The 22977-nt window shown below is 70.7% G+C and carries 19 protein-coding genes; 6 read left to right on the top strand and 13 right to left on the bottom strand.

Features of this window, described 5'->3' with window-relative positions; all coding sequences use genetic code 11:
• Positions 1-8: 8 nt before the first annotated feature.
• The 13 genes from AB0G59_RS20660 to AB0G59_RS20600 form a co-directional block, all read right to left on the bottom strand.
• The gene (locus AB0G59_RS20660; RefSeq protein WP_360913536.1) at positions 9-1127 is read right to left on the bottom strand and encodes an ornithine cyclodeaminase family protein; all 1119 of its coding nucleotides are present in this window, start codon (positions 1125-1127) and stop codon (positions 9-11) included.
• A gap of 580 nt (positions 1128-1707) precedes the next feature.
• The gene (locus AB0G59_RS20655; RefSeq protein WP_360913534.1) at positions 1708-2709 is read right to left on the bottom strand and encodes a DUF2156 domain-containing protein; all 1002 of its coding nucleotides are present in this window, start codon (positions 2707-2709) and stop codon (positions 1708-1710) included.
• Positions 2710-3931: 1222 nt separating this feature from the next.
• On the bottom strand, positions 3932-5134 hold the full coding sequence (locus AB0G59_RS20650; RefSeq protein ID WP_360913532.1) for a beta-ketoacyl-[acyl-carrier-protein] synthase family protein: 1203 nt from the start codon (positions 5132-5134) through the stop codon (positions 3932-3934).
• Between the two features lie 176 nt (positions 5135-5310).
• Positions 5311-5562 (bottom strand): phosphopantetheine-binding protein, encoded by a 252-nt coding sequence (locus tag AB0G59_RS20645; protein ID WP_360913530.1) that lies wholly within the window; start codon positions 5560-5562, stop codon positions 5311-5313.
• A gap of 121 nt (positions 5563-5683) precedes the next feature.
• Positions 5684-6802, bottom strand: coding sequence for a beta-ketoacyl-ACP synthase III (locus AB0G59_RS20640; RefSeq protein ID WP_360913528.1), 1119 nt, complete (start codon positions 6800-6802; stop codon positions 5684-5686).
• On the bottom strand, positions 6799-7755 hold the full coding sequence (locus AB0G59_RS20635) for a VlmB-like protein (RefSeq protein WP_360913526.1): 957 nt from the start codon (positions 7753-7755) through the stop codon (positions 6799-6801). Before AB0G59_RS20635 ends, AB0G59_RS20640 begins: the two co-directional genes overlap by 4 nt.
• Before the next feature lie 7 nt (positions 7756-7762).
• Entirely contained in the window at positions 7763-8437 is a 675-nt protein-coding gene (locus AB0G59_RS20630; protein ID WP_360913524.1) for a flavin reductase family protein, read from the bottom strand.
• On the bottom strand, positions 8434-8928 hold the full coding sequence (locus AB0G59_RS20625; protein WP_360913522.1) for a hypothetical protein: 495 nt from the start codon (positions 8926-8928) through the stop codon (positions 8434-8436). Before AB0G59_RS20625 ends, AB0G59_RS20630 begins: the two co-directional genes overlap by 4 nt.
• A 10-nt stretch (positions 8929-8938) precedes the next feature.
• Positions 8939-9439 carry an SRPBCC family protein gene (locus AB0G59_RS20620; protein WP_360913520.1) on the bottom strand — a complete coding sequence of 167 codons (501 nt, stop codon included), beginning with the start codon at positions 9437-9439 and terminating at the stop codon, positions 8939-8941.
• A gap of 60 nt (positions 9440-9499) precedes the next feature.
• The gene (locus AB0G59_RS20615; RefSeq protein WP_360913518.1) at positions 9500-10816 is read right to left on the bottom strand and encodes an aminotransferase class III-fold pyridoxal phosphate-dependent enzyme; all 1317 of its coding nucleotides are present in this window, start codon (positions 10814-10816) and stop codon (positions 9500-9502) included.
• A 106-nt stretch (positions 10817-10922) separates the two neighbouring features.
• Positions 10923-12062, bottom strand: a complete 1140-nt coding sequence (locus AB0G59_RS20610) for an acyl-CoA dehydrogenase family protein (protein WP_360913516.1) — start codon at positions 12060-12062, stop codon at positions 10923-10925.
• 13 nt (positions 12063-12075) lie between these two features.
• Positions 12076-13902, bottom strand: coding sequence for an aldehyde dehydrogenase (locus tag AB0G59_RS20605; protein WP_360913514.1), 1827 nt, complete (start codon positions 13900-13902; stop codon positions 12076-12078).
• A 245-nt stretch (positions 13903-14147) separates the two neighbouring features.
• Entirely contained in the window at positions 14148-14927 is a 780-nt protein-coding gene (locus AB0G59_RS20600) for an alpha/beta fold hydrolase (RefSeq protein WP_360913512.1), read from the bottom strand.
• A 482-nt stretch (positions 14928-15409) separates the two neighbouring features.
• Here AB0G59_RS20600 and AB0G59_RS20595 point away from each other — a divergent pair, with 482 nt between their 5' ends.
• The 6 genes from AB0G59_RS20595 (at position 15410) to AB0G59_RS20570 (ending at position 22878) form a co-directional block, all read left to right on the top strand.
• On the top strand, positions 15410-16273 hold the full coding sequence (locus tag AB0G59_RS20595) for an SDR family oxidoreductase (RefSeq protein ID WP_360913510.1): 864 nt from the start codon (positions 15410-15412) through the stop codon (positions 16271-16273).
• Positions 16274-16303: 30 nt separating this feature from the next.
• A complete protein-coding gene (locus AB0G59_RS20590; RefSeq protein WP_360913508.1) occupies positions 16304-16711 on the top strand; it encodes a lipocalin-like domain-containing protein in 408 nt (135 codons plus the stop codon).
• A 120-nt stretch (positions 16712-16831) separates the two neighbouring features.
• Entirely contained in the window at positions 16832-17206 is a 375-nt protein-coding gene (locus AB0G59_RS20585; RefSeq protein ID WP_360913506.1) for a nuclear transport factor 2 family protein, read from the top strand.
• Between the two features lie 340 nt (positions 17207-17546).
• Complete coding sequence (locus AB0G59_RS20580) at positions 17547-17969, top strand: acyl carrier protein (protein WP_360913504.1); 423 nt, start codon at positions 17547-17549, stop codon at positions 17967-17969.
• A 5-nt stretch (positions 17970-17974) separates the two neighbouring features.
• Entirely contained in the window at positions 17975-21256 is a 3282-nt protein-coding gene (locus AB0G59_RS20575; RefSeq protein ID WP_360913502.1) for a beta-ketoacyl synthase N-terminal-like domain-containing protein, read from the top strand.
• A gap of 50 nt (positions 21257-21306) precedes the next feature.
• The gene (locus tag AB0G59_RS20570; RefSeq protein WP_360913500.1) at positions 21307-22878 is read left to right on the top strand and encodes a long-chain-fatty-acid--CoA ligase; all 1572 of its coding nucleotides are present in this window, start codon (positions 21307-21309) and stop codon (positions 22876-22878) included.
• Positions 22879-22977 lie beyond the last annotated feature (99 nt).

Raw genomic sequence — 22977 nt, 5'->3', positions numbered from 1 at the left:
TGATCCGGTCAAGCCGCGGTGGCCGGCACCACGGAACGCGCGGGAGCACCCGCGGCGGAATCGGCACCGACGAGCGGCGGATACGGGTCGAGGCTGTCGACCGGGTGGTATTCCACCTCGACGGTGTGGCCGAGCCCGTATTCGATGGCGAGTTCAAGGAAGAGATCGAGGGCCAAGTGGTCCTCGAAGGCGAAACCGGTGGAGTCGAATACCGTGCTGCGCCCACGCCAGGCAACGGCCGAACCGGGATCGGCACAGAACGAGGCCAGCGCGGGGCCGACGGCGTCCTCGGGCAGCTGCTGGCACTCGCCCTCGACGCGGGACTGCGCCAAGTGGTCGTAGGTGACGAGCGAACGGGTGAGCAGCCCGATCGGGAGCTCGGTCTTCCCCGGCAGGTCGGCGCCGACCGCGTTCACGTGCACGTGCTCGCGCATGGCGGTGTCGGGAAGGACGGGGCCTTCGCCGACGCCCACCGTGGTGGCGGTGCAGATGATGTCGGACTCGGCGGCCACGGTCGAGGCTGTGACCAGCTCGATCTCGAGGTCCCGGCCGAGGAAGGCGACCCGGCGGGCGAACGTCGCCGCGTGCTCGGGCTCGATGTCGGACACCAGGACCCGGCGCACGTCGAACACCCGTGTAAGGGCGTGCAGTTGTGTGACGGACTGGGCGCCGGCGCCGATCAGACCGACGGTCGCACTGTCCGGACGGGCCAGCAGCCGGCTCGCCACCGCGGACATGGCCCCGGTCCGGATCGCCGTGGGAACCACACCGTCCGCGAGCGCCACCAGTCGGCCGGTGGCATCGTCGAAGCGGGTCACCGTGCCCAAAATGGTGGGCAGTTCATGGTGCAGAGGATTGGCCGGGGTGTATCCCACGGTCTTGAGCGTCATGCCCTTGCCGGGTTCGTGGTGCGGCATCCATTCGATGACGCCGATGCCGGCGGAGTCCCGGGTGAATCCGCCTCGCGGCGGTGTCGGAGCGACTTCACCGCGCCCCAGTGCGGCCATTCCGGATGCCATTCGGTCGATCATCCGGTCCATCAGTGCATCGCGGCCGACGAGTTGCACGATCCTGGCGATATCAGACGCAGGCAGAATCAACGTACTCATGCAGCCCCAGTCCCCCAACTGTCAATGTCTGCGCCCGAGCGGCTGAGCTCGGCCGACAACGAACCTAGATCGACGTCGCGATGGCTGTCAACGACTGTCAACGTTTGTTTCTTCGCAGGTCAGGGCCCCGGAGGGGCCATAACAGATGCGTAGTTCACATGGTCCGGGCTGTAGGGAATTTCACATGCGGTGGCATGGTAGGCGGGTATGTCGCGGCGCTTCGGGGGATTTGTTCCGACCGCGAACCGGTACGCGATGGCGCGGGTGCCCGATATGGCTGATTCCGGCCTGTGCCGATGACGCCGTCACGCGCTGCTGTTCGGTGCTTCGTGGGTGGGAGCGTCGGTGGGGTGTTCAACTGCGCGACGGTGAGGGTGCGGATGGTGGCGGGCAGGGGGGAGGCCACGCACGGTCATGCGGCATGCGGCTTGCCGCCTTGGCACCGGTACCACCCCGATCCCCGACCTCGCCGGCACGATCAGCGTGTACGTGCCCGTGTATGCGTAAAGGGGTCTGGCGGTGAACCACCGCCAGACCCCTTCCCCGTTCCCGTTGCCGTTCTTATGTGTTCCTGGCGGGTGTGTTGTGGTGTTGGGTGTTAGATGGCGTTGGATGCTTTGAAGGTGTGGATGAGGGCGCTGGTTTGGGCTGGGCCCCAGAAGGCGATGTATTCGGGTAGTGCGAGGTGTGGGCCCCATTTGTGTTTGTAGGCGAGCTGGCTTTGGGCTGGGTAGACGGCGTTGCCGTTTTCGCTGAGCCAGTGCATGAGCCAGGTGAAGGCGGGGCTGGAGTTGGGGGTTTCGTGGTCGGGGTTGAGGCTGGTGAAGGGGGTGAAGCCGAAGTGGAGCCAGTCGGTGTTTTCTGTTTGGAAGGTGTCGATGGCGTGTTTGTTGATGGCTTCCATGATGCCGGGGGTGTCGCCGGGGAGTCTGCGGCTGAGGTCGTGGAGCCAGCCGGGTCGGGTGCCGTGGGCGGGGGAGTAGGAGATGTAGCCGACTGCTTTGCCGTTGATGAGGCCGATGAAGAGTCTTCTGTGGGTTTGTGCGGGGCCTCCGCACTCGCCGACGAGGAATTCCAGTGTTTTGGTGTGTTCGCCTTTGCTGCCGAGCCATGCCGTGTCCACGGCGGCTACGCTGTCGGCCCATTCCTCTAGGCGGCCTTCGATGACGGTGAGGCCGGCGCGGGCGGCGCGGGCGATTTTGTTGCGTAGTTGCATGAAGCGGGTGCCGCGCAGGGTGAACTGTTGGAGGTCGAGCGCGTAGGACGCGCCGATCTGGTTCACGGTGAAGCCTTGCTCGGTGTAGAGGTGTGTTTCGTTTTCCTGGACCTGGATGGAGACGATGCCGCGGTTGTGTTCGGCGGCGTAGTCCAGGAAGCGTTCGAGGAGTTCTGGTGCGTGGTCGGCGGGGGCGAAGGGGCCGCCGAACTGGACGAGGTAGGGCCCGGAGGTCCGGTAGACGATCACGCCGGGGACGTCGGGTACGCGGAAGTAGGAGTTCCCGCTGCTGAGGGCGAGGAATCCGCTGGGGTTGTCACCGTGCTCGGCGATCGCTTGGTGGACCGTCTCGAGGCTGGTGGTGATGGGTGTCGCTGTGGTCATCCTGCACGCTCTCAGGGGACGAGGTGGATGAAGGGTGCGTGGTGGCGGAGAGGGCAGGAAGTGAACCTGCGAAGACCTCAAGGACCCGGTCCGGTCCGACCGGACCCGACCGGACCCGACCGGACTTGACCCGACCGGACCTGACCGGTCGGGTCCGGAAGTGATGGGTGGGTTCTGGTCTCCGTTGAACCGCTCCGGGCGCCTCTCCATGTGCCGTCCGTCCGCCCCGGCCTGCCATCGGTTGCCGGGCAGGGACCATGCTGCCAGCCAGCCCTGACTTTCCGTTGACACCGCCCTGACACACCAAACCGCCCCCGGGGGCCCGGCCTGGGGGCCCGGCCTGGGGGCCCGGCCTGGGGGCCCGGCCTGGGGGCCCGGCCCGGGGGCGGGGCCTGGGGGCGGGGCCTGGGGGCGGGGCAGACGTGAGGGTGCCCCCACCCTAGGGGGCACCCTCAACTCCCGCGCCGGCGAACATCCCCGCCCGCAGGCCTGGCTCAGGGGCCTGGCTCAGGGGCCTGGCCCAGGGGCCTGGCTCAGGGGCCTGGCCGGGGCGCGGCCTGGGGGCCTGGCCTGGGGTGGGGCAGAGGTGAGGGTGCCCCACCCTGGGGGCACCTTCAACTCCCGTGCCGGCGAACATCCCTGCCCCGCAGCCCCAGCCCTGCAGCCCCGGCCCCAGCCCTGCAGCCCCGGCCCCAGCCCTGCAGCCCCGGCCCCAGCCCTGCAGCCCCGGCCTCGGTCCTGCTCAGGCTCGGCCTCGGTCCTGCTCAGGCTCGGCCTCGGTCCTGCTCAGGCTCGGCCCTTGCCTGGCTCAGGCTCGGCCTCGGTCCTGCTCAGGCTCGGCCCTCGCCCGGCTCCTGCCCGGATCGGGCCCGGCCCTGCTTAGGCCCGGATCGGGCCCGGCTCCTGCCCGGATCAGGCCTGGCCCCTGCCCCGCAGGCCTGGCCTCTGTCCGGATCGGGCCCGGCCCTTGCCCGGCCTCTGTCCGGATCGGGCTCGGCCCCGGCCTGGCCCTGCCCGGCCTTCGCCTGGCCCCTGTCCGGATCGGGCGCGGCCCTGTCCGGATCGGGTCCGGCCTCGGCCTGGCCCTTGCCTGGCCCCTGTCCGGATCGGGTCCGGCCTCGGCCTGGCCCTTGCCCGGCCCCTGCCCTGCTTGGGCCCGGCCCCTTGCCCGGCCCCCTGCCCGGGGTCGTGTCCGGGGTCGTGTCCGGGGTCGTGTCTGGGGTCAGGCTTTGGTGAAGACCAGGACCGCGTTTTGTCCGCCGAAGCCGAAGGAGTTGCTCATCGCCGCTTCGATACACATCTCCCGGGGCGTTTTGCTGACCACGTCGATATCGATGGCCGCATCGAGGCTGTCGAGGTTGGCGGTGGGTGGCACGAGACCGGTCTCGATGGCCAGGACGGTGTAGGCGGCCTCGATGGCCCCCGCCGCTCCCAGGCAGTGGCCCGTCACGCCTTTGGTCGAGGTCACCGCGGCCCGCCAGCCCAGCACACGGTTCAGGACACGGGCCTCGATGACATCGTTGAGCGGTGTCGAGGTGCCATGGGCGTTGACGTGATCGATCTCGTCCGGCCCGATCCCCGCGTCCGCGAGCGCGGCGACGATCGCCTGCTGCGCCCCGGTGCCTTCCGGGTCGGGGGCGGTGGCGTGGTAGGCGTCGGCGGACGCCCCGTAGCCGCTCAGGCACGCCCGCACACGCGCGCCGCGGGCTCTGGCGTCGGTCAGGCGTTCCAGGACGAGTACGCCCGCGCCTTCGGCGATGACGAAACCGTCCCGCCCGGCGTCGAACGGTCTCGACGCGCCCGCCGGGTCGCCGGTATGTCGGGACAGTGCGCCCATGCGGGCGAAGGCGGAGACGATGGCCGGGGTCAGACTGGCCTCGGTGCCACCGGTGATGACCACGTCGCAGGCGCCCGAGCGCAGCAGGTCGCGTGCGGTGCCGATCGCGGTGGTTCCCGAAGCGCACGCGGTGGCGGTGACCAGGTTGGGGCCCCGGGCGCCGCAGTCCATGGCGACCTGGCCGGAGACCATGTTGATGGCCGCCATGGGCACGAGCATGGGGGAGACCTGGTCGGGGCCGTCCTGGATCAGGTTGCGTATCTGGGTTTCGTAGGTGGTGGTGCCGCCCAGGGCATTGCCCAGGACGACCCCCACCCGGGCACCGTCCCACGCCTGGGGGTCCAGGCCGCTGTCGCGGAGCGCTTCACGGGCGGCGACCAGGGCGAGTTGGACGTACCGGTCCAGGCGCCAGGCGGTACGCCGGCCCAGTTCCCGGTCGGGGTCGAAGCCGGTGACGGGGCAGGCGATGTCGACGAGAAGGCCGGCCAGGCGGGGGTCGGTGGCCGCGGTGGGTTCCGCGGCCTTGACCCGGGCCCAGTTCGCTGCGACACCGGTCCCGGCCGCCGTCACCAGACCCAGACCGGTCACCGCGATATCGCAGCGACCACCCCGGCCACCCCCCGGGCCACCCCCCGGGGTGGCCCGGGAGCCACCCTGAAGACCTGGCTGAGGACCGGCCTGAGGACCGGCCTGGGAGCCGGCCTGAGGACCGGCCTGGGAGCCGGCCTGAGGACCGGCCTGGGGGCTGTCCTGGGGGCCGGTCCTCACTGGAGGGCCTTGTTCTCGCTGAGCTTGGTGTCGATCAGGGTGGCGACATCACCGATGGTGTGGTCCAGGTTGACCTCGTCCTCCGCCAGCTTCACCCCGAACTCCTTCTCGGCGACCAGCGCGAACTCCACGAGGGTCAGGGAATCGAGGTCGAGGTCGCGCATCCTGGCGTCCGCACGCGCTTCCCCGGCCTCGACGCCGAACCGGTCGGCGAGCAGGGTGGCGACCTGGTCCGTAACAGTACTCATCGAAAAAACACTCCTAGCGTGATCGATATCGGTAGTGCTGGTGCTGCCTGGTGCTGCCTGGTGCTGCCTGGTGCTGCCTGGTGCTGCCCGGTGCTGGTTTCTGGTGCTGGTTGTCTGGTGGTCAGTGGGGGGTGAGGTCCGGCCAGTGCAGGACGGTCGAGCCCCAGGCCAGGCCCCCGCCGAACGAGGTGAGCAGGACTTTGTGGCCCGCCCGTAGGTCGCCGTCGGCGAGGGCGAGGGGGATCGAGGCGGCGGCGGTGTTCCCGACCCGGTCGATGTTGCTGACGATCCGCTGCTCGGGCAGGCCCAGGCGTTCGCCCAGCGCGGTCAGGATCCGCGCGTTGGCCTGGTGTCCCACGAACCGGTCGACTTCCCCGACATCCCACCCCGCACGGTCAAGGACCCGCTGGGCGGACTCGGTCATCCGCAGGACGGCCTGCATGAAGACGGGCTTGCCCTGCATGGCGAAGTAGTGGTCCGCCGCCGGTGCCGGCAGGCCGTGGGCGCGCTGGCGTGAACCGCCCGCCGGCACGGTGATCAGGTCGGCCAGTTCCCCGTCGCTGCCCAGATCGAACGGGCCGAGCGCGCCCGGTTCCCCGTGCTCGCCGCGGCGCAGGACCACCGCCCCCGCCCCGTCACCGAAGACCGCCCGTGTCGTGCGGTCCGCCGGGTCGCAGATGGTGGAGAAGGTATCCGCGCCGATGACCAGCACCCGCGTCGCGACACCCGCACCGATCAGCCCCGCACCGGCCGCCAGGGCGTAGACGAAGCCCGCGCACACCGCCCCGAGGTCGAAGGCCGCGACGCCGGCCAGTCCCAGGCGGGAGGCGACTTCGGGGGCGGTGGCCGGGCAGGGCCGGTCCGGGGTGCTCGTCGCCACGATCACTGCGTCCGCCCGCTCGCACCGCGCTGACTTCAGCGCCCGGCGGGCGGCCTCGACGGCGAGGGTGGAGGTGGCGCTGCCCGGCGCGATGACATGACGCCGGCGGATCCCGGTCCGGCTGCGGATCCATTCGTCGGAGGTGCCCAGGTGTTGCGCGAGCTCGTCGTTGGTGATCACCCTGGGCGGCAGGTACGCCCCCAGCCCGCACACCACCGCGGCCGGCCCCCGCCCACCCCCCACCCCCACGCCCACGCCCACGTCCGGCACCCGGGCCGGCGCCTGCGGAGCCTGCGGCGCCTGCTGGGCTTGCGGGTGGTGGGGGTGGTGGGGGTGGGGGGGGTGGTGGGTGTCGGTCATCGAAGGGCCTCCTCGAGACCCATGTAGACAAGCCGCTTGGTCTTCATCTCGTCCGACCACCGGTCGGCGGTGTCCTGCCGCTCCTTGGGGGTGGTGTCGATGAGCCGGCGGCCGGGCCAGATCTCGTAGTCCCCCACGATGTCCCGGTGCAGCTCCAGGCCTTCCTGGAAGCGCACTTCACGGTCGTAGACCATCTGATGGGTGGGCAGCTCGTCCCACAGCCGCATCCCGTCCCGGATCATCTTCACCACCCGGTCCCGCTCCCCGGGGTGTTCCCGCAGGTATTCCCGGCCGATCCAGGCACCGACGGTCAGGTGCCGGATCTCATCGATGCCGGCGCCCTTGTCGATCTCGGCCGCGGCCGGGTCCAGCGGCCGCCACTTGCGTTCGCTCAGCTCGGCCGCCGGCGCCAGCGCGCCCTCCAGGATGACCGTCATCATCACCACACCACCGATGAAGTCCCGCTCATCGCGCATCACCTCAAGACAGCGCTGTTCCAGCGGCTCGAGGACCGAGGTGCGGTAGGGGTCGGCGAAGTCCTGCACGGCCTGTGTCAGCCGCTGCGCGGGAACACCGAGGGCCAGGAGATGGTTGCGGAAGACCATCGAATGACGGCACTCATCGAGGAGCTGGGTGGCGTAGAACTCCATCGAGGCGACATCGGGGGCATTGGCGACCAGGAACGACAGCACCCGCGTGGCCTTCTCCTCCGCCAGCGACCGGAAGGCGTACTCCTGGGCGATGGCGTCGAAGAACGGCCCCCGAAGCATGTGCGGACCGACCGTCAGTCGCGGGTCGTGACCGTCGGGGCGGCCCCGTAAGGTGCCCTGCACCGCCGCCTGCAGCCAGTACCGCAGATCGCACTGCTCGGCGGTCAGCTCCAGATCCATGGCCCCCTCGAGCAGACCCGGGGCCAGGTCCCAGTCCGCTTCCCGCGGAACCGGCATCGTCATGATCAATTCACTCCTTGTCGCTTGGAATGCTTCCCGGATGCAGCGCACCGGCGAAATACAGCAGCGGGCTGCCGCCCGCCTCGGCGACGGAAGCCACCTCCGCCAGAACGATCTCGTGGTCCCCCGCCGGGATCAGGCGCTGCGCCCGGCAGTGCAGCCAGCACACCGTGCCCGCCAGCCGGGGCAGCCCGCCGGCGGCCGGGGCCCAGCCGACACCGTCGAACTGGCGGGTGCCCATGGCGCGCTTACGGCTGGCGAAGTGCCGGGCGAGGGCGGCCTGCCGGCTGGAGAGCACATTGATGCCGAAGTCCCGGTGCTCGGCGATCAGCGCGAGCAGGTGGCTGCCGTGCCGCAGGGAGAGCGCCACCAGCGGCGGCCGGCGGGAGATGAAGGTGAACGTGCTCGCGGTGCTGCCGTGCACCGCCGGCCCGCTGCCCGCGGTCACCACGCACACCCCCGTGGCGAAGCGCCCCGCGGCCGACCACACCGCCTCACCCGCCACCACCCCCGCACCCGCACCCGCCACTACCTCTGCACCCGGCAACACCGCCTCACCCGGTACTACCTCCGCCGCCGGCATCACCGTCTTCAGGCCGCCGCCCGTCCCTTCCTCGCCTTCGCCGCTGCCGGCCGCGGCAATCACGCCCCGGCCGCCGGCCGCGCCCCGCGTGCCGGTGGTCACGACAGCGCGGCCCGCCGGCCCGGAGCGGACGCCGCGGACGCCGCCTCGGGGGCGCAGGCCACCTCGCGCTGCAGCTGCGCGAAACCGGGGTGGGCGACCGGCTCGAAACCGAGACCGAAGGGCTTGAGGAAGTTGCCGAACAGCGCCCGGTCACCGAAGAGATGGATCGCCAGCGCCAGCAGCGACCACACCGGCCCGCCCGCCCACACCCACACCACCGCCACCGCGGCCTGGGTGGCCAGGCTGTGCATGACGTTGTAGAGCACGTAGTAGACCTTCGGGATCCGCTGCGTGGCGCTGCGCCGGTAGGCGATCGCGCCGGGGATGTAGCCGATCAGGTCGATGTAGAGGAACAGGGCGGCAAAAGCCCACCAGTTGACGTCGGAGAGGTGGGTGAACAGGAGGTAGAAGGCCGCCCCCAGGCCGGCGAGGTACTCCAGCCGGATCAGCCGGTAGGTGGCCGGCGTCTCGAAATGGTTGAGCGCATCCATCGGACCCCCTTCACCTGCCCTGGGCCGGCAGCACCTGCGCCTGGGCCTCTGCCAGGTCGTGCAGGGCCTCGCCGCCCTCGCGTACGGAGATGGTGGTGAACAGTCCGGCCAGCACGGAGCAGATGGCCCGTTTGATGACGCGCTCGGCGATGGGGTCCATGATCCCGACCAGGCTCTCGATGCCGAAGTCGTAGGTCACCTCGAAACGGACCTGCGCGCCCAGCGGGCCGGGGGCCAGCTGCCAGCTGCCGCGGAACTCCTCGAAGTCGCCGTCGGTCTGGTCGAAATCGATGCGCAGGCGCGTGGGGTCGAGGCTCTCGGCCTCGGTCCAGCGCATGATGCCGCGCCGGAAGTTGACCTCCCAGTCGCTGTGCCGGGGCGTGCCGGGCACGGTCTCGACGGCGTGCACGTCCTCGGCCATGGAGGGGAATCGGGTGAAGTCGGCGATCTGCCCGAAGGCGGTCGCCGCGTCGTCGGTGGTGATGTCGACACAGAGATGGATGCTTCGCACGGCTGGTGAAGGCTCCTTCAGTGGGGGCGGGGCGCAGAGCGGGCCGAACGCTCGGGGTTGCTAGTTCAGGACGGCGCGGGCCGCGCGTTCGAAGGCGTCGAGCAGGAAGGTGACGTCGGTGGGGGTGAGGATGGCCGGCGGGGTCAGGCGCATGACGGTCGCGGAGTTCAGGGAGTGGTTGCCCAGCACTCCCGCGCCGATCAGCTCCAGCAGCAGGTCACCGGCCATGCCGGGCACGGTGAACTCGATACCGATGAGCAGTCCGGCCCCGCGGACCTCCAGCACCCGGTCGCCCAGGACGTGCCGGGCGATGCGTTCGATCTCGCTGCGCAGCAGCTGTCCGAGCTCGGCCGCCCGCTCGACCAGGCGGTCCTCGCCGATCGCGGCGAGCGCGCCCTTGGCGGCGGCCATGGCCAGCGGGTTGCAGGAGAAGGTGGAGGTGTGGATGAAGGGGTCTTTGTCGAAGGGGCGGAACGCCTCGGCGGTGGCCACCATCGCGGAGACGGGCACGATGCCGCCGCTGAGGGCCTTGCCGACCAGCAGCACGTCGGGACGCACGCCCTCGGCATCCGCGCCCCACCAGTGGCCCAGGCGCCCCAGGCCCGTCTGGATCTCGTCCAGGACGAACAGCGCCCCGTAGCGGCGGCACAGCTGCTGTACCTGGTGCAGGTAGCCGGCGGGCGGGACGATGACGCCGGCCTCGCCCTGTACGGGTTCGACGATGACGCAGGCCTCGCCCTCGTGGCGGGCCAGTACGCTCTCCAGGGCGCCGGCGTCGCCGTAGGGGACCCGGGACACGCCGGGCAGCAGGGGCTGGAAGGGGGCCTGGAAGGTGTCCTTGGCGGTGACGCTGAGGGCGCCCATGGTCTTGCCGTGGTAGCCGCCTTCCATGGACACCAGGTGTCGTCTGCCCTGGGCCCGGGCGAGTTTGATGGCGGCCTCGACGGCTTCCGCGCCGCCGCCGGCGAAGTGCACCTTCTGCAGGCCCGCGGGGGCCACGGCCACCAGGGCCTCGGCCGCGTCGACGACTTCCGGTTCCAGCAGCAGGCGGGTGGCCACCGGGTTGGTCTCCAGCTGGCGTCTGACCTCGGCCAGGACCCGGGGGTGGCGGGCGCCCATCAGGAACACGCCGTAGCCGCCGCAGTTGAGGATCCGCCGCCCGGCAGCGGTCTGCAGCCAGGCCCCGTCCGAGGAGTCCTCGACGTCCCCGCCGAACATCTCACCGAGCGAGGCCCGGCCCTTGCTCAAATACGTGCGGTAGCGCGTGGTCAGCGCACGCACCCGCGCCCCCTCACCACCCGCACCCGCACCCGCGGATGTGGCCGCAGCCGCAGCCGTAGCCGCGGCTGTGGTCGTGGTTCCGGTCGTGGTGGTCATCGCCTGTACCTCCTGAGACGCGAACTGGGACACGAGCTGGCATGCGAGCGGGGATGCGAGCTGGGATGCGAGTGTGGACGCGAGCCGGTATTCGACACCGGGCGTTTCATGCCACGACCAGTGGCTGGCCGGCGTAGTAGTCGAGCAGTGCGTCGGTCATGCCGCCGCGTGAGGGCGGGTGGAAGGCCAGTGCGTGTGAGGCGGTGGCCAGGTAGGAGACGTCGCCGGAGGAGATGTAGGACATGCCGCCGAGCAGCTCGACGGCCTCGGTGACGGTGGCGGCGAGCAGGTCCTTGACGGTGTAGCGGGTCACCAGGGCGGCGGCCAGGCCGTCGTTGCCGGTGTCGCCGTCCATCACCCGCCGGGCCAGGCCTTCGGTCAGTGCGGCCGCGCTCTCCACGCGCACCGCGACCGCGGCCCGTCGGTCCGCGCTGGCCCGGCTCCGTAGCAGCACTTGTTCCACCAGGGCGCTGACCACGCCCGTATAGGCCGCGCAGGTGATCATCTGGAACCAGATCAGGCCGACTTCCTGCAGTTCGCTCAGGGCCTGGGCGTACTCGGCCGGGGGCTTGAGGATCTGGCTGTCGGTGACGAAGACGTCCGTCAGGCGCACCTCGTTGCTCTGGGCGCCCGCCAGTGCGGGGTTCGACCAGAACGGGTGGACGCTGATGCCGGGGGTGGTGGCGGGCAGCAGCAGGAAGCCCATCTCCACCGATCCGTCGGCCTGGCGCATGCCCACGCTCGCTGTGAGCAGGTCCATCGACTTCGACAGGCTGCACGGTTTCTTCGACCCGTTGAGCAGGTAGCCGCCCTCGACGGGGACCGCTTCCATGGTGGGGCTGAGAATGCCCTGGCCGCTGCGGCCCTCGGCGAACCCGGACGCCACCAGCATCCGTTCCCCGGCGACCCGCTCGAGCAGCAGGCCGTCCAGGTCGGTGTCCTTGGCGAAGGTGTCCGCGATACCGAAGAGCGTGCCGATGGAGAAGTGGTGCATGGCGGTGGCCACCGCCAGCGACGGCGAGAGGGAACCGAGGACCCGCACCACCCGGGTGGCTTCCAGCGCGTCGGCATCCAGGCCCCCGTAGGCCTTGGGTACCAGCAGGTTCGACCCGCCGTGGGCTCGGAACAGCTCCATCGCCGGGCCGCCCTCGGCCTCCAGGGCCGCCAGCGGCAGCCCTTCCAGCTCGGCGCGCAGCCCCGGCAGAAGCCGGTCACATGTCTGTCGGTCGGCTTGCATGAACCGCATGGCTCGCTCCCTCTTACCTCTCCGCCGCGAACGCCCGGCCCGCAGCACCATCTCGCCCGTCACCGCTTACCGCGCCGTCACCGCTCGCCCCGCTGTTACCGCTCGTCCCGCCGTCACCGCTCGCCCCGCCACCGCCGCTTACCCCGCCGTCACTGCTCGCCGCGCCGTCGCCCTTGAGGAGTTCGGCGTACGAACCGAACACCGCCTCCCGCGGCCGTACCGACCCGCCGGCGATGGACACCCCTTGCAGGTGCGTGGTGCGCAGCATGGGGAAGTTGGCCTCGCCGAACGCCCCGCCGGTGCGGCCGGTGCCACCGTGGGTGGGCATGTAGGGCAGGAACCCGATGTGGGAGTCGTTGACCTTGAGCAGCCCGCCGTTGCCGACCTGCTCCACGAACGCCTCGATCACCCCCGTATCGCCGGCCCACAGGGAGTTCCGCAGCCCGTAGGGGTTGTCGTTGACGTAGCCGAGCATCGCCGCGAGCACCTCGCCGTCCGGACCCGGCTCGGGCACCACCACGGGCAGCAGCGGGAAGAACGTCTCCTCCCGCACCGCCTCGATCTCCCGGCACCCGCGCAGCCCGTCCACGCGCAGCACGGTCGGCTCCAGGAACAGCCCCGTGTCGGAGGCGGTGCCGTCGGTCTCCAGCCGCCGCGCCCCGTGGACCACCTTCGCGCCCTTGTCCAGCGCGTCGCGTACGTAGTCGAAGAACCGCTCGCTGCGCAGCACCGGCGACAGCAGCGCCCCGGGGTCCTCGGGCAGCCCGGGCCGGATCATCGCCGCGGCCAGCCGCAGGCGCTCCAGCAGCTCGTCGGCGACGTCCGGGTGGACCAGTACCTGGTTGGGCACCATGCAGATCTGCCCGGAGCCGAAGAAGCACTCGCTGATGGCCTCGGTGGCCGCGTCCAGGTCCGCGTCGCGCCACACCAGCACGCAGTCGTTGCCGGCCAGTTCCAGGACCGGCTTCTTGCCGCGGGCCACGCACTCGCGCTCCAGCTCAAGGCCCCGGCTCACGCCGCCGGTGTAGAAGATGTCGCGCACGTGCGGGCTGTCCAGCCAGTGCTGGATGACCGGGCCGGGCCGGGCGCAGAACACATTGAGTGTGCCCGCCGGCGCACCGATCTCCTCCAGGGCCGGCACCACCAGCTCACGCATCGCGAACATCACGCCCAGCGGTGCGCTGCGCGGCGCCCTGAGCACGACGGTGTTGCCCGCCAGCAGGGGAAGGATGCCGAACAGGGCACTGCTGGCCGGCGCGTTCTGCGGCGGGTTGACCGCCACCACGCCGTCGGGGACGCGCCGCAGCAGCATCCGGCGCCCGCCGTAGTCGATCTCCTGCCGCATCTGCGCCGCGCACCAGCCCAGCGTCTGCTCGCTGAAGATCTCCAGCAGGCCGGCGACCTGCCACTCGGCGAGCGAGCGGGGGGTGCCCTCGGCGGTGAGCAGCTCGACGAACTCCGCGTGCCGCTGCCGTAACCGCCGCCTGATGCCCTCACCCAGCGCCATCCGCTCCCGCAACGGCCGCCGCGCCCACAACGGGGCCGCGGCGGCCGCGGCCTCGGTGGCCTCGGCGACCAGGGGGGCTTCGGCGACCGCGCACCGGCCGACGACGAAGCCGGCGGCGGCCGGGACGTCGGCGGTGCCGCGCTCCAGCTTGCGCTTGAGCGTCAGGCTCTCGAAGACGTCGTCCAGGATCGAGGAGGTCGTGACCGTGTAGACGTGCGCGTCCGATGGGATGTCGCGGCCACCCACGTAGGAGGGGTAGGTGAGAATGCCTGCGCCGGTTGTGGAGGGGCCGGTCCTCACATGATCCGGGCAGGCCCCGGTCGACGAATTCATGCTTTCGGCTGTGTCCCTTCCGAGGTTCGCACACCCGGCGTGCACCAAAGCGAATATGAAGTGCCGCGATGCCCGGATGGCGTGAAGTGAAAAAGGAATGCCCGCGGCTTCTGGTGAATCGGGGCTCAGTTAACACCGGTTGATGGCCGCCGGTGAAGTCTGTTCCCGCCGGGCGCCGAATTCGGTCAGCCTCACGTCAGCGCCCCATCAGGGCGCAAACCCCACAACACCACCCCCCCTCTCTCTTATCCTGCTGTGCCGGCGGCGCACCGCCGCAGGTGCCGGCCCAGGTCCGCCGCGAGGGGCAGGGCGTGTTCGTAGAGGTAGAAGTGCGTTCCGGGGAATTCACTCAGCCCGAGAAAGTCCTCACTGAGCCCCGACCAGCCGCCCATGGCGCCCCCGGCCAGCAGCGCATCACCGCTCCCGCTGTAGGCCACGACAGGACACGAGACGCGGGCCTGGTCGTCGCGGTAATCGCTCAGCAGACAGAAGTCCGCGCGCAGGGCGGGCAGGACCAGCTCACGCAGCTCCGCGTTCCGCGCGACCTCCGGCGGCAGCCCCCCGAACTGCCCGACCTGATCCAGGAATTCCTCGTCCGACAACTCCCCGACCGCGACCGGGCCGGCCCGGTGCGCGGTCCCGGCCCAGCCGGAGACCGCCAGCAGACACGGCCCCGGACCGCCCTCGGCCTGCATCGCCACCGTCAGCCGGTAGGCGAGCAGCGCACCCATGCTGTGCCCGAAGAACGCGAACGGCCGCCCGTCCCATTCGGCCTCCACCGCGTCGTACAACGCCTCCACCGCCGCCCCCACTTCGGTGAACGGCACCTCACCCCTGCGGTCCTGGCGGCCGGGAAGCTGCACGATCTGCACGTCCACCCCGGCGTCGAACAACGACGCCCACCGCGCGTACGAAGCAGCCGACCCGCCGGCGTGGGGGAGGACGAACAACCGGACGGCCGCGTCCGGGCGCAGCGCGCCCGAGTGGAACCAGCGGCCCGCGGCCTGTGCCGTGCCGTAACTCATCAAGCCTCCGTCGAAGGATGCGAAGCATCAAAATTTTGCCGGGACAGTACCAGCGCGTGACCGGCAGATGCGATGACTCACCTAGTAATTGCGGAATACAGCCCGCCAGCCCGGGACAGCCCGCCGAAAACCCTTACCCACACCCGCATTCCGCACCCGCATTTCGCATCGTCAGCCGGACGTCAGCAGAACATCAGAAGCATGCGGCATAGTGGTTCTCGTGAACGGCTCCGGAAAACCCCGGAACCCGGATCAAGGAGAGGTTCCCGTAGCGGCCCAACGGGGGCCGGGCATCACGCCCGGCCGGGGTGCATGCCCTCGCAGGTTCGAATCCTGCCCTCTCCGCCCACCCGCGCCACCGGAACAACATTTCCCCCCACCTGCCCCGACACGGGCCGGGCCGGGCCTGTCATCGCGGCGCCACCCGAGCCGCCGCGCACTGTCAGCTCTCTTCGCCCGCTACGTACACCCCAGGAGCAGAATTGACCGTCGCACTGGTCACCGGATGCAGCAGCGGCATCGGCATGCACAGCGCTCTGGCCTTCGCCCGACAGGGAACCCTCACCTACGCCTCCATGCGGGACACCGCCAAGGCCACCCCACTGCTGGAGACCGCACGGGAGGAGGGCCTGCCGCTGGAGGTCCTGCGACTGGACGTACGGCAGGAGGCGTCGGTCACCGCCGCGGTGCGCGCGGTCGAGGAGCGGCACGGCGCGGTCGGCATCCTGGTCAACAACGCGGGGCTCTCCCACGCCGGACCGGTGGAGACGATCGCGGCGCAGCGCGCCGAAGAAGTGATGGACACCAACTACTGGGGCGCGGTGCGCATGGCCCGCGCCGTGCTGCCGGGCATGCGGGCACGCGGCCACGGGGTGATCGTCAACGTGGGTTCCATGGCCGGCCTCGTCCCCGGCATCCCGTACAACGCCTTCTACATGGCCAGCAAGCACGCGCTGTCCGTCACCAGCGAGTGCCTGGCCATGGAAGTGGGCCCGCTCGGCATCCGGGTGGTGTGCGTCGAACCGGACTACGTTCCCACGCAGATCTTCGCCGGACGCTGGCAGGAGAGCGTCGACCCCCACGGCCCCTACGCGCAGGACCACGCGTGGGCCGAACGGTACATGCGCGCCACCTGCGACGACGCCGGCGGCGGGCATCCCGGCGCCGTGGCCGATGTCGTGGTCCGCGCGGCACTGGACCCCAAGAGCCCGCTGCACGTGCCGGTGGGGGAGACCTGCGAGCAGGTGACCGGGCTCGCCCGTCAGTGCCGGACGTTCGAGGAGTGGAGCCTGGCGGCCACCCACCTCATGGAATCCGCCGCCGGCCCGCGCCCCGCCCGCCCTTGATGACCCATGACGTTTCGGAGACCAGCAGACATGAACGCCCAAGACCTGGTGGGAGCGTGGACTCTCGCCGCCTGCTACGAACGCGACGAGGACGGCAACCGCCTGGAAGGACCCCTGGGCCCGGACCCCAGGGGACTGCTCATCTACACCCCCGACGGCCACATGTCGGTGAACATGATGCGCACCTCGGGAACCGCGAGCACCCCAGGGGCTTCCGACGCCGTCGGCTACGCGGGAAAGTGGCGCCTGGCCGGCGGGCAGGCCGTCCATCTCGTCAGCGTCACCTCACCGATCACCGGCTGGGCCGGCACCGAGCAGGTCCGCGAGGTCGCCGACCTGCGCCCGGGCCATCTGACCCTGGAGGGGTCGGGAATGGTCGAGGGCAAGCGCAGAACCGCCGTGCTCGAGTGGCGCAAGCAGCCGCAGCCGCAGCCGTAGCTGCCGTCAGTGCTGGCGGTGGATTACTTCCCAGGTAATCGACGGCCCCGTATCCCCGCTGCCAGTGTGTGGGCAGCCGATGTCCGTAATCAGTTTTTCTTGTGTGGGAGGAAGATTTCCGTGAGCAAGGTTGCCGATTTCGTTGCCCGTTACACGGCGGTGTGGAACGAGGCGGACGCCGACCGCCGTCTGAAGGCGATCGGCGAACTGTGGGCGAGCGATGGCCACTACGCCAACGTGAGCGAGGAGTACCGCGGGCACGAGCAGGTGGACGCGGCCATCCGCGAGGCTTATGAGGACTTCATCCTGAAGGGTTTCACCTTCAAGGTGCACGAGTACCACGAGAACCACGACGCGGTGCGGATCATCTGGCACATGGTGCCCGCCGGCGGCGGCGATGTGGCGGCCGTGGGCACGGAGTTCATCATCCTCGACGCGGACGGCCTCATCCGCATCGACTACCAGTTCATGGACGTCGACCCGGCCGCCCAGTAGACAAGCAAGAAGGAAAAGAGCCCGGCTCTTTTTTCCCCGGACCCCGCTCACACCGGAGGCGTCGACGCCCCCAGCAGTGAGCGGGGTCCGCGGCTTTCCCGGCACCGGCCCCGGCAACCACCACGCCACAGACGCCCGCTCCTGATGCCGTGCTGACGCCGGACCCACACCCGCCTGCCGGGCCCCTTCCACGCCCTGGACGCTCCTTCCCCCCGGTTGCTTGGATGAATCCGGCGTAACTCCGCGAAGGAATCCGCCGGCAGTAGTTCTGCGCACCACACATCTCCCGGCACCGATATGCCCTCCGGCGTGCCCGGGGAAAAAGGGGAAGGAATCCCGGATGACGCTTCCAAGGCCGGACGCGGCGGCCACACCGGCCTTGACGATGCTGTCGGATCTTGCCAGGCCCGAGCGCCGGGACGCTCTCGAAGACCTGGTGAGGCGGGAGTTCAGAGCGGTCCTGCTGATGACGGACGAGGAAGACCTCCCCGCGGACCAGAGCTATTTCGACCTGGGCCTGACCTCGCTGAGCATCACCCGCCTCAAGCAGCGCCTGGAAGAGCTGCTGAGCGTGGAGCTGGACGCGAACCTGCTCTTCAACAGCCCGACCCTGGAGAAGCTGCTGGAACACCTCACCGAGGGTCTTCTCGCCGACCTTTTCCACGCGCCCGCACCCGCACCGGATCCCGCAGAGCCCACGCCCGCGGATGCCGGTGCCGCGTCGTTCCTGGACGCCGCGCTGAAGGACCTATACGAGAGGTGAGCACCATGGCCGAATCCGCCGACACCATCCGCCGGCAAGGCGAACTGCTCCAGAAGCTGCTGCTGGAGAAGTACGAACCGATCGCCGTGGTCGGCATCGGACTGCGCCTGCCCGGGGGCAACAACTCCCTCGAGGAGTTCACCGACTTCCTGCGGGCCGGCAGCTCGGCGACGGTCCCGGTCCCCACCGACCGCTGGGAGGCCGGCGCGTTCGCCCCGGGCCGGGGCGCCAAGGAGGCCGGCTCCGCGCAGGCGGGCGGCTTCCTGGACCGTATCGACCTCTTCGACGCCCGGTTCTTCAACATCTCACCCAAGGGCGCCAACTGGATCGACCCCCAGCAGCGCCTGGTCCTGGAAACCGCGTGGGAGGCGCTGGAGCACGCGAACATCGACCCCACCGCGCTGCGGGGCGGCAACGGCGGCGTGTACATGGGGGCCAGCAACATCGATTACGCGATGGAGCTGGAAGGACTCGGCTACGACGAGCTCGACGGCAACGTCGCCCCCGGCGTCTCGCACGCGGGCGTGTGCGGCCGCCTGTCGTACTTCCTGGGCTGGCGCGGGCCGAGCATCAGCATCGACACCGCCTGCTCGGCCTCGCTGGTGGCGCTGCACTACGCGGTGGAGGGCCTGCGGCGCGGGGAGTGCGACATCGCGCTGTGCGGCGGAGTGAACGCCATCCACCACCCGCGCACCACCATGCTCTTCCGCGACCTGGAGGCCCTGGCCCCCGACGGGCGCTGCAAGACCTTCGACGACAGCGCCGACGGCTACGGCCGCGCGGAGGGCTGCGGCGTTCTGGTCCTCAAACGGATGTCGGATGCCAAGCGGGACAAGGACACCGTGCTGGCCCTCGTACGGGGAACCGCGGTCGGGCAGGACGGCGAGAGCGCCGGCCTGTACGTACCCAACGGCCTGGCGCAGGAGACGGTGATGCGGCGCGCCCTGACCGCCGGCGCGCTGCAGAGCTCGGACGTGCAGTTCGTCGAGGCCCACGGAACGGGCACACCGCTGGGCGACCCCATCGAGATGGGGGCGATCAGCGACGTGTTCGCCGCCTCCCACAGCGCGCAGCGCCCGGTGGTGGTCAGCTCGCACAAGGCGAACATCGGGCACATGGAGGCGGCGGCGGGCATCGGGGGCGTGGTCAAGGCGGTGGCGCAGATGCGCGAGGGCGCCTTCTTCCCCCACCTGGGCTTCACCACGCCGTCCACGCGGATCCCGTGGGAGAGGTTGCCGGTCACGGTGCCCGCCGAGGCCGGCCCCTGGCAGGCGCCGACGCGGCGGGCGGTGGTGAACTCCTTCGGTTTCACGGGCACCATCGCCTCGGCGGTCCTGGAAGAGGCCCCCCACCCGCCCGTCCCCGACCCCGCTACAGACCCTGCCGCAGCCACCGACCCCGCCCCCGACGCCGCCACCGGCTCCGGTGCCGGCTCGGGTGCGGATTCCGGCGGTTCGGCCGCCTGCCTGTTCACGCTGTCCGCGAAGAGCGAGCGTTCCCTGGCCGGCCAGATCGAGCGTTACCAGAAGTTCCTGGGGCGGCACCTCGGCCTCGACGTCGCGGACCTCTGCTACACCGCGAACGTCGGCCGGGCGCACTTCGCGCACCGTCTGAGCGGTGTGGTCAAGGACCGCGAGGGTCTGGAGCGGCTGCTGGACGACGGGCTCGACGCGCTCACCACCAGGCCGGGCAAGGACGGCGGGGGTCCGCGCAAGGTGGCGTTCCTGTTCACCGGGCAGGGCAGCCAGCACGTGGGCATGGGAGCCGGTCTCTACCGGCGCCATGACGTCTTCCGTGCCGTCGTCGACGAGTGCGACGAGCTGTTCGCGCCGCATCTGGGCCGCTCGATCAAGGCGATGATGTTCGGCGAGACCGACAAAACGGGTGAGACCAGCAAGACGGGCGAGACCGGCAAGTCCGGTGCGGCGGTCAAGGCCGGTGGCGAGGCGGCCGAGGAGATCCACCGCACCCGCTACACCCAGCCCGCGCTGTTCGTCCTGGAGTACGCGCTGGCCAGGCTGTGGCTGTCGTGGGGGGTGCGGCCCAGCGCGATGATCGGTCACAGTCTCGGCGAGATCGTGGCCGCCACGGTCGCCGGGCTGTTCTCCCTCCCCGACGCGGTGCGCCTGGTGGCCGTACGGGCCGCGCTGATGGACTCGGTGCCGGCGCCCGGGGCGATGGCCGCGGTCAGGGCGGACGCGCAGACGGTGGCGCCGCTGGTGGAGAAGTACCCGGACCTGGCCATCGCCGCGCTCAACGCCCCCTCGCAGGTCGTGGTCTCCGGCGGCCGCCGGGCGCTGGAGGAACTGGTGGGCCAGCTGCGGCGGCAGGACGTGATGTGCAAGCCGCTGTCGGTCTCGCAGGCCTTCCACTCCCCGCTGATGGCCGAGATCGCCGAGGAGTTCCGCGCGGTGCTCCAGACGGTCGAATTCCGTGAGCCGGAGCTGGCCTTCATCTCCAACCTCACCGGGGAGCCGGCCCGCTGGCGGCAGATCTCCCGCCCCGAGTACTGGGTACGGCACCTGACCGAGCCGGTGGACTTCATGGGCGGCATGCGCACGCTCGAGCGCCGTGGCCCGCACGTCTTCGTCGAGATCGGCCCCGCGGGGACGCTCTCGGCGCTGGCCAAGCGGTGCCTGCCGGCGAAGGACCAGGTGTGGCTGACGAGCCTGCAGCCGGGCGTACGCGACGACAGCGTGCTGCTCAAGGCGGTGTCACGGCTCTACGAGCAGGGCCTGCCGGTCTCCTGGCCCGCCTTCCACCGCGGCAGCACCCGGCGCAAGGTCGCCCTGCCCACCTACGCCTTCGACCGCAAGCGCTACTGGCTCCCGCTGACCGGCAGGACAACACCACAGGCACCGACACCGACACCGGCACCGACAGCGGCAGCGGCAGGGGTGGCCGAGCGGGACACCGACGCCCCGCCCCCCGCCCTCAGCGCCCCGACCTCCGCTGCCCCGCTCCCGCCGTCCCCCGAACAGCTCGCCGCGCTCACCGCGGACGAACGCCGCGAAGCGCTGACCGGGTTCGTCCGCGAGGTACTGGCCGCAACGCTCGGCTTCGACGACGCCTGCGAGGTCGAGGCCGGGGCGAACTTCTCCGAGCTGGGTCTGGACTCGCTGGGCGCGGTGGACCTGCGGGAGGCGCTGCAGAACGCGCTGCGCATCACGCTGCCGGTCTCGGAGGTGTTCGCCCACCCCACCGCGCGCCTCCTGGCCGCCGCCATCGACCAGCAACTCCCCACCACCACAACCGCCGCCGCCGACGCCGTCGAAGCCCTGAACTGACCCGCCCCCACCCCACCCCCTTCCTTCCCTTCCTCTCCCTGTGAGCGAGCATGAACGACAGCCGACCGTGCACTCTTGACGCCATCACGGGCCACCACGCCCGCTGCCGCCCCGATCACCCGGCCATCAGCTTCGAGGGCACCGAAGTCGGCTACCGCGAGCTGCACCGGGAGAGCAACCGCAGCGCCCACGCGCTCCTCGGCGCGGGCCTGGAGCGGGGCGCGCGGGTGGCCTACCTGGGCAAGGAGTCCGCCCGCTACTACGAGATCGCCTTCGCCTGCGCCAAGAGCGGCACCGTTCTCGTCCCCGTCAACTGGCGGCTGACGGCCCCCGAGATCGAGCACATCCTGCGCGACTCCGACACCGCACTGGTCTTCGCCGAGCGCGAGTTCCTCGACACCCTCGCCCGGCTGCGGCCGGATTTGGGGGCGCTGCGGACGGTGGTGGCGCTGGACTCGGAGCAGGAGCGGGGAGCGGGCTTCACCGCGTGGAAGACCGGCCACCTCGATACGGACCTCACCGTGGACGCGACCCCCGATGACGCGGTGGCGCAGGTGTACACCAGTGGGACGACCGGGGCGCCGAAGGGGGCGGTCATCGCGCACCGCAGTTTCTTCGCGCTGGGGGAGTCCATGCGGCAGGGGGGCCTGGACTGGGTGGACTTCCGGCCCGGGGACAGGAGCCTGATCAGCCTGTCGGGTCTGCATCTGGCGGGGCTGAACTGGTCGATGCAGGGTTTCGCGGCGGGTGTGACGAATGTGGTGATGCGCAGTTTCATCGGCCAGGAGGCGGTCCGGCTGATCCGGGAGGCGGGGGTGACGACGACGTTCGTCGCGCCGGCCATGCTGCAGATGATGCTGGACGAGCCTGCGGCCACGGCGCAGAGTTTCGCTTCTTTGCGCAAGGTGGTCTACGGGGCGTCGCCGATCTCGGAGGCGCTGCTCTCGCGCTGTCTGGAGGTGATCGGGGCGGATTTCGTGCAGGCGTACTCGGCGACGGAGGCCGGCAACGCGGTGGCGTTGCTGCCGCCGGGGGAGCATGTGCCGGGCGGGGCGCGGCTGAGGGCGACGGGGCTCGCCTGCCCGGGGGTGGAGGTGCGGATCGTCACCGAGGACGGGCGCGAGGCCGCGGTGGGGGAGCCCGGCGAGGTGTGCGTGCGCACTCCGGCGCGGATGCTGGGCTACTGGAAGAACGAGGAGGCGAGCGCGGCGGCGGTCGTCGACGGCTGGCTGCACATGGGCGATGCCGGTTATCTCGACGCCGACGGCTATCTGTTCCTGTGCGACCGGGTCAAGGACACCATCATCGTCGCCGGGGCCAACGTCTATCCCACCGAGGTGGAGGAGGCGCTCGGGCGTCATCCGGCGGTGGCGGAGGCGGCGGTGATCGGGGTGCCGGACGAGACCTGGGGTGAGGCGGTGCACGCGTGCGTGGTGCTGCGGGAGGGGCAGGAGGTCAGCCCGCGGCAGCTGATGCTCTCGCTGAAGGGCGCCATCGCCGACTACAAGATCCCGATGAGCTACGGCTTCGTCGACGCCCTGCCGCGCAACCCGACCGGCAAGATCCTGCGCCGTGAGCTGCGGACCCGGTTCTGGGAGGGCCGGCGCACCGGCATCCACTGACCACCCCACGGCCGCACCGCACCCCTAGCGGCCTGCCGTGTGCCTGGGAATCGCAACCGCCTCTGCGGGTCCACGTCTAAGAATCGAAGGCGAAAGGGA

The sequence above is a fragment of the Streptomyces sp. NPDC021096 genome (assembly GCF_040641275.1).
GTDB lineage: Bacteria > Actinomycetota > Actinomycetes > Streptomycetales > Streptomycetaceae > Streptomyces.
The sequence above is the reverse complement of the archived record's forward strand: the minus strand, read 5'-3'. Positions and strand labels throughout refer to the sequence as shown.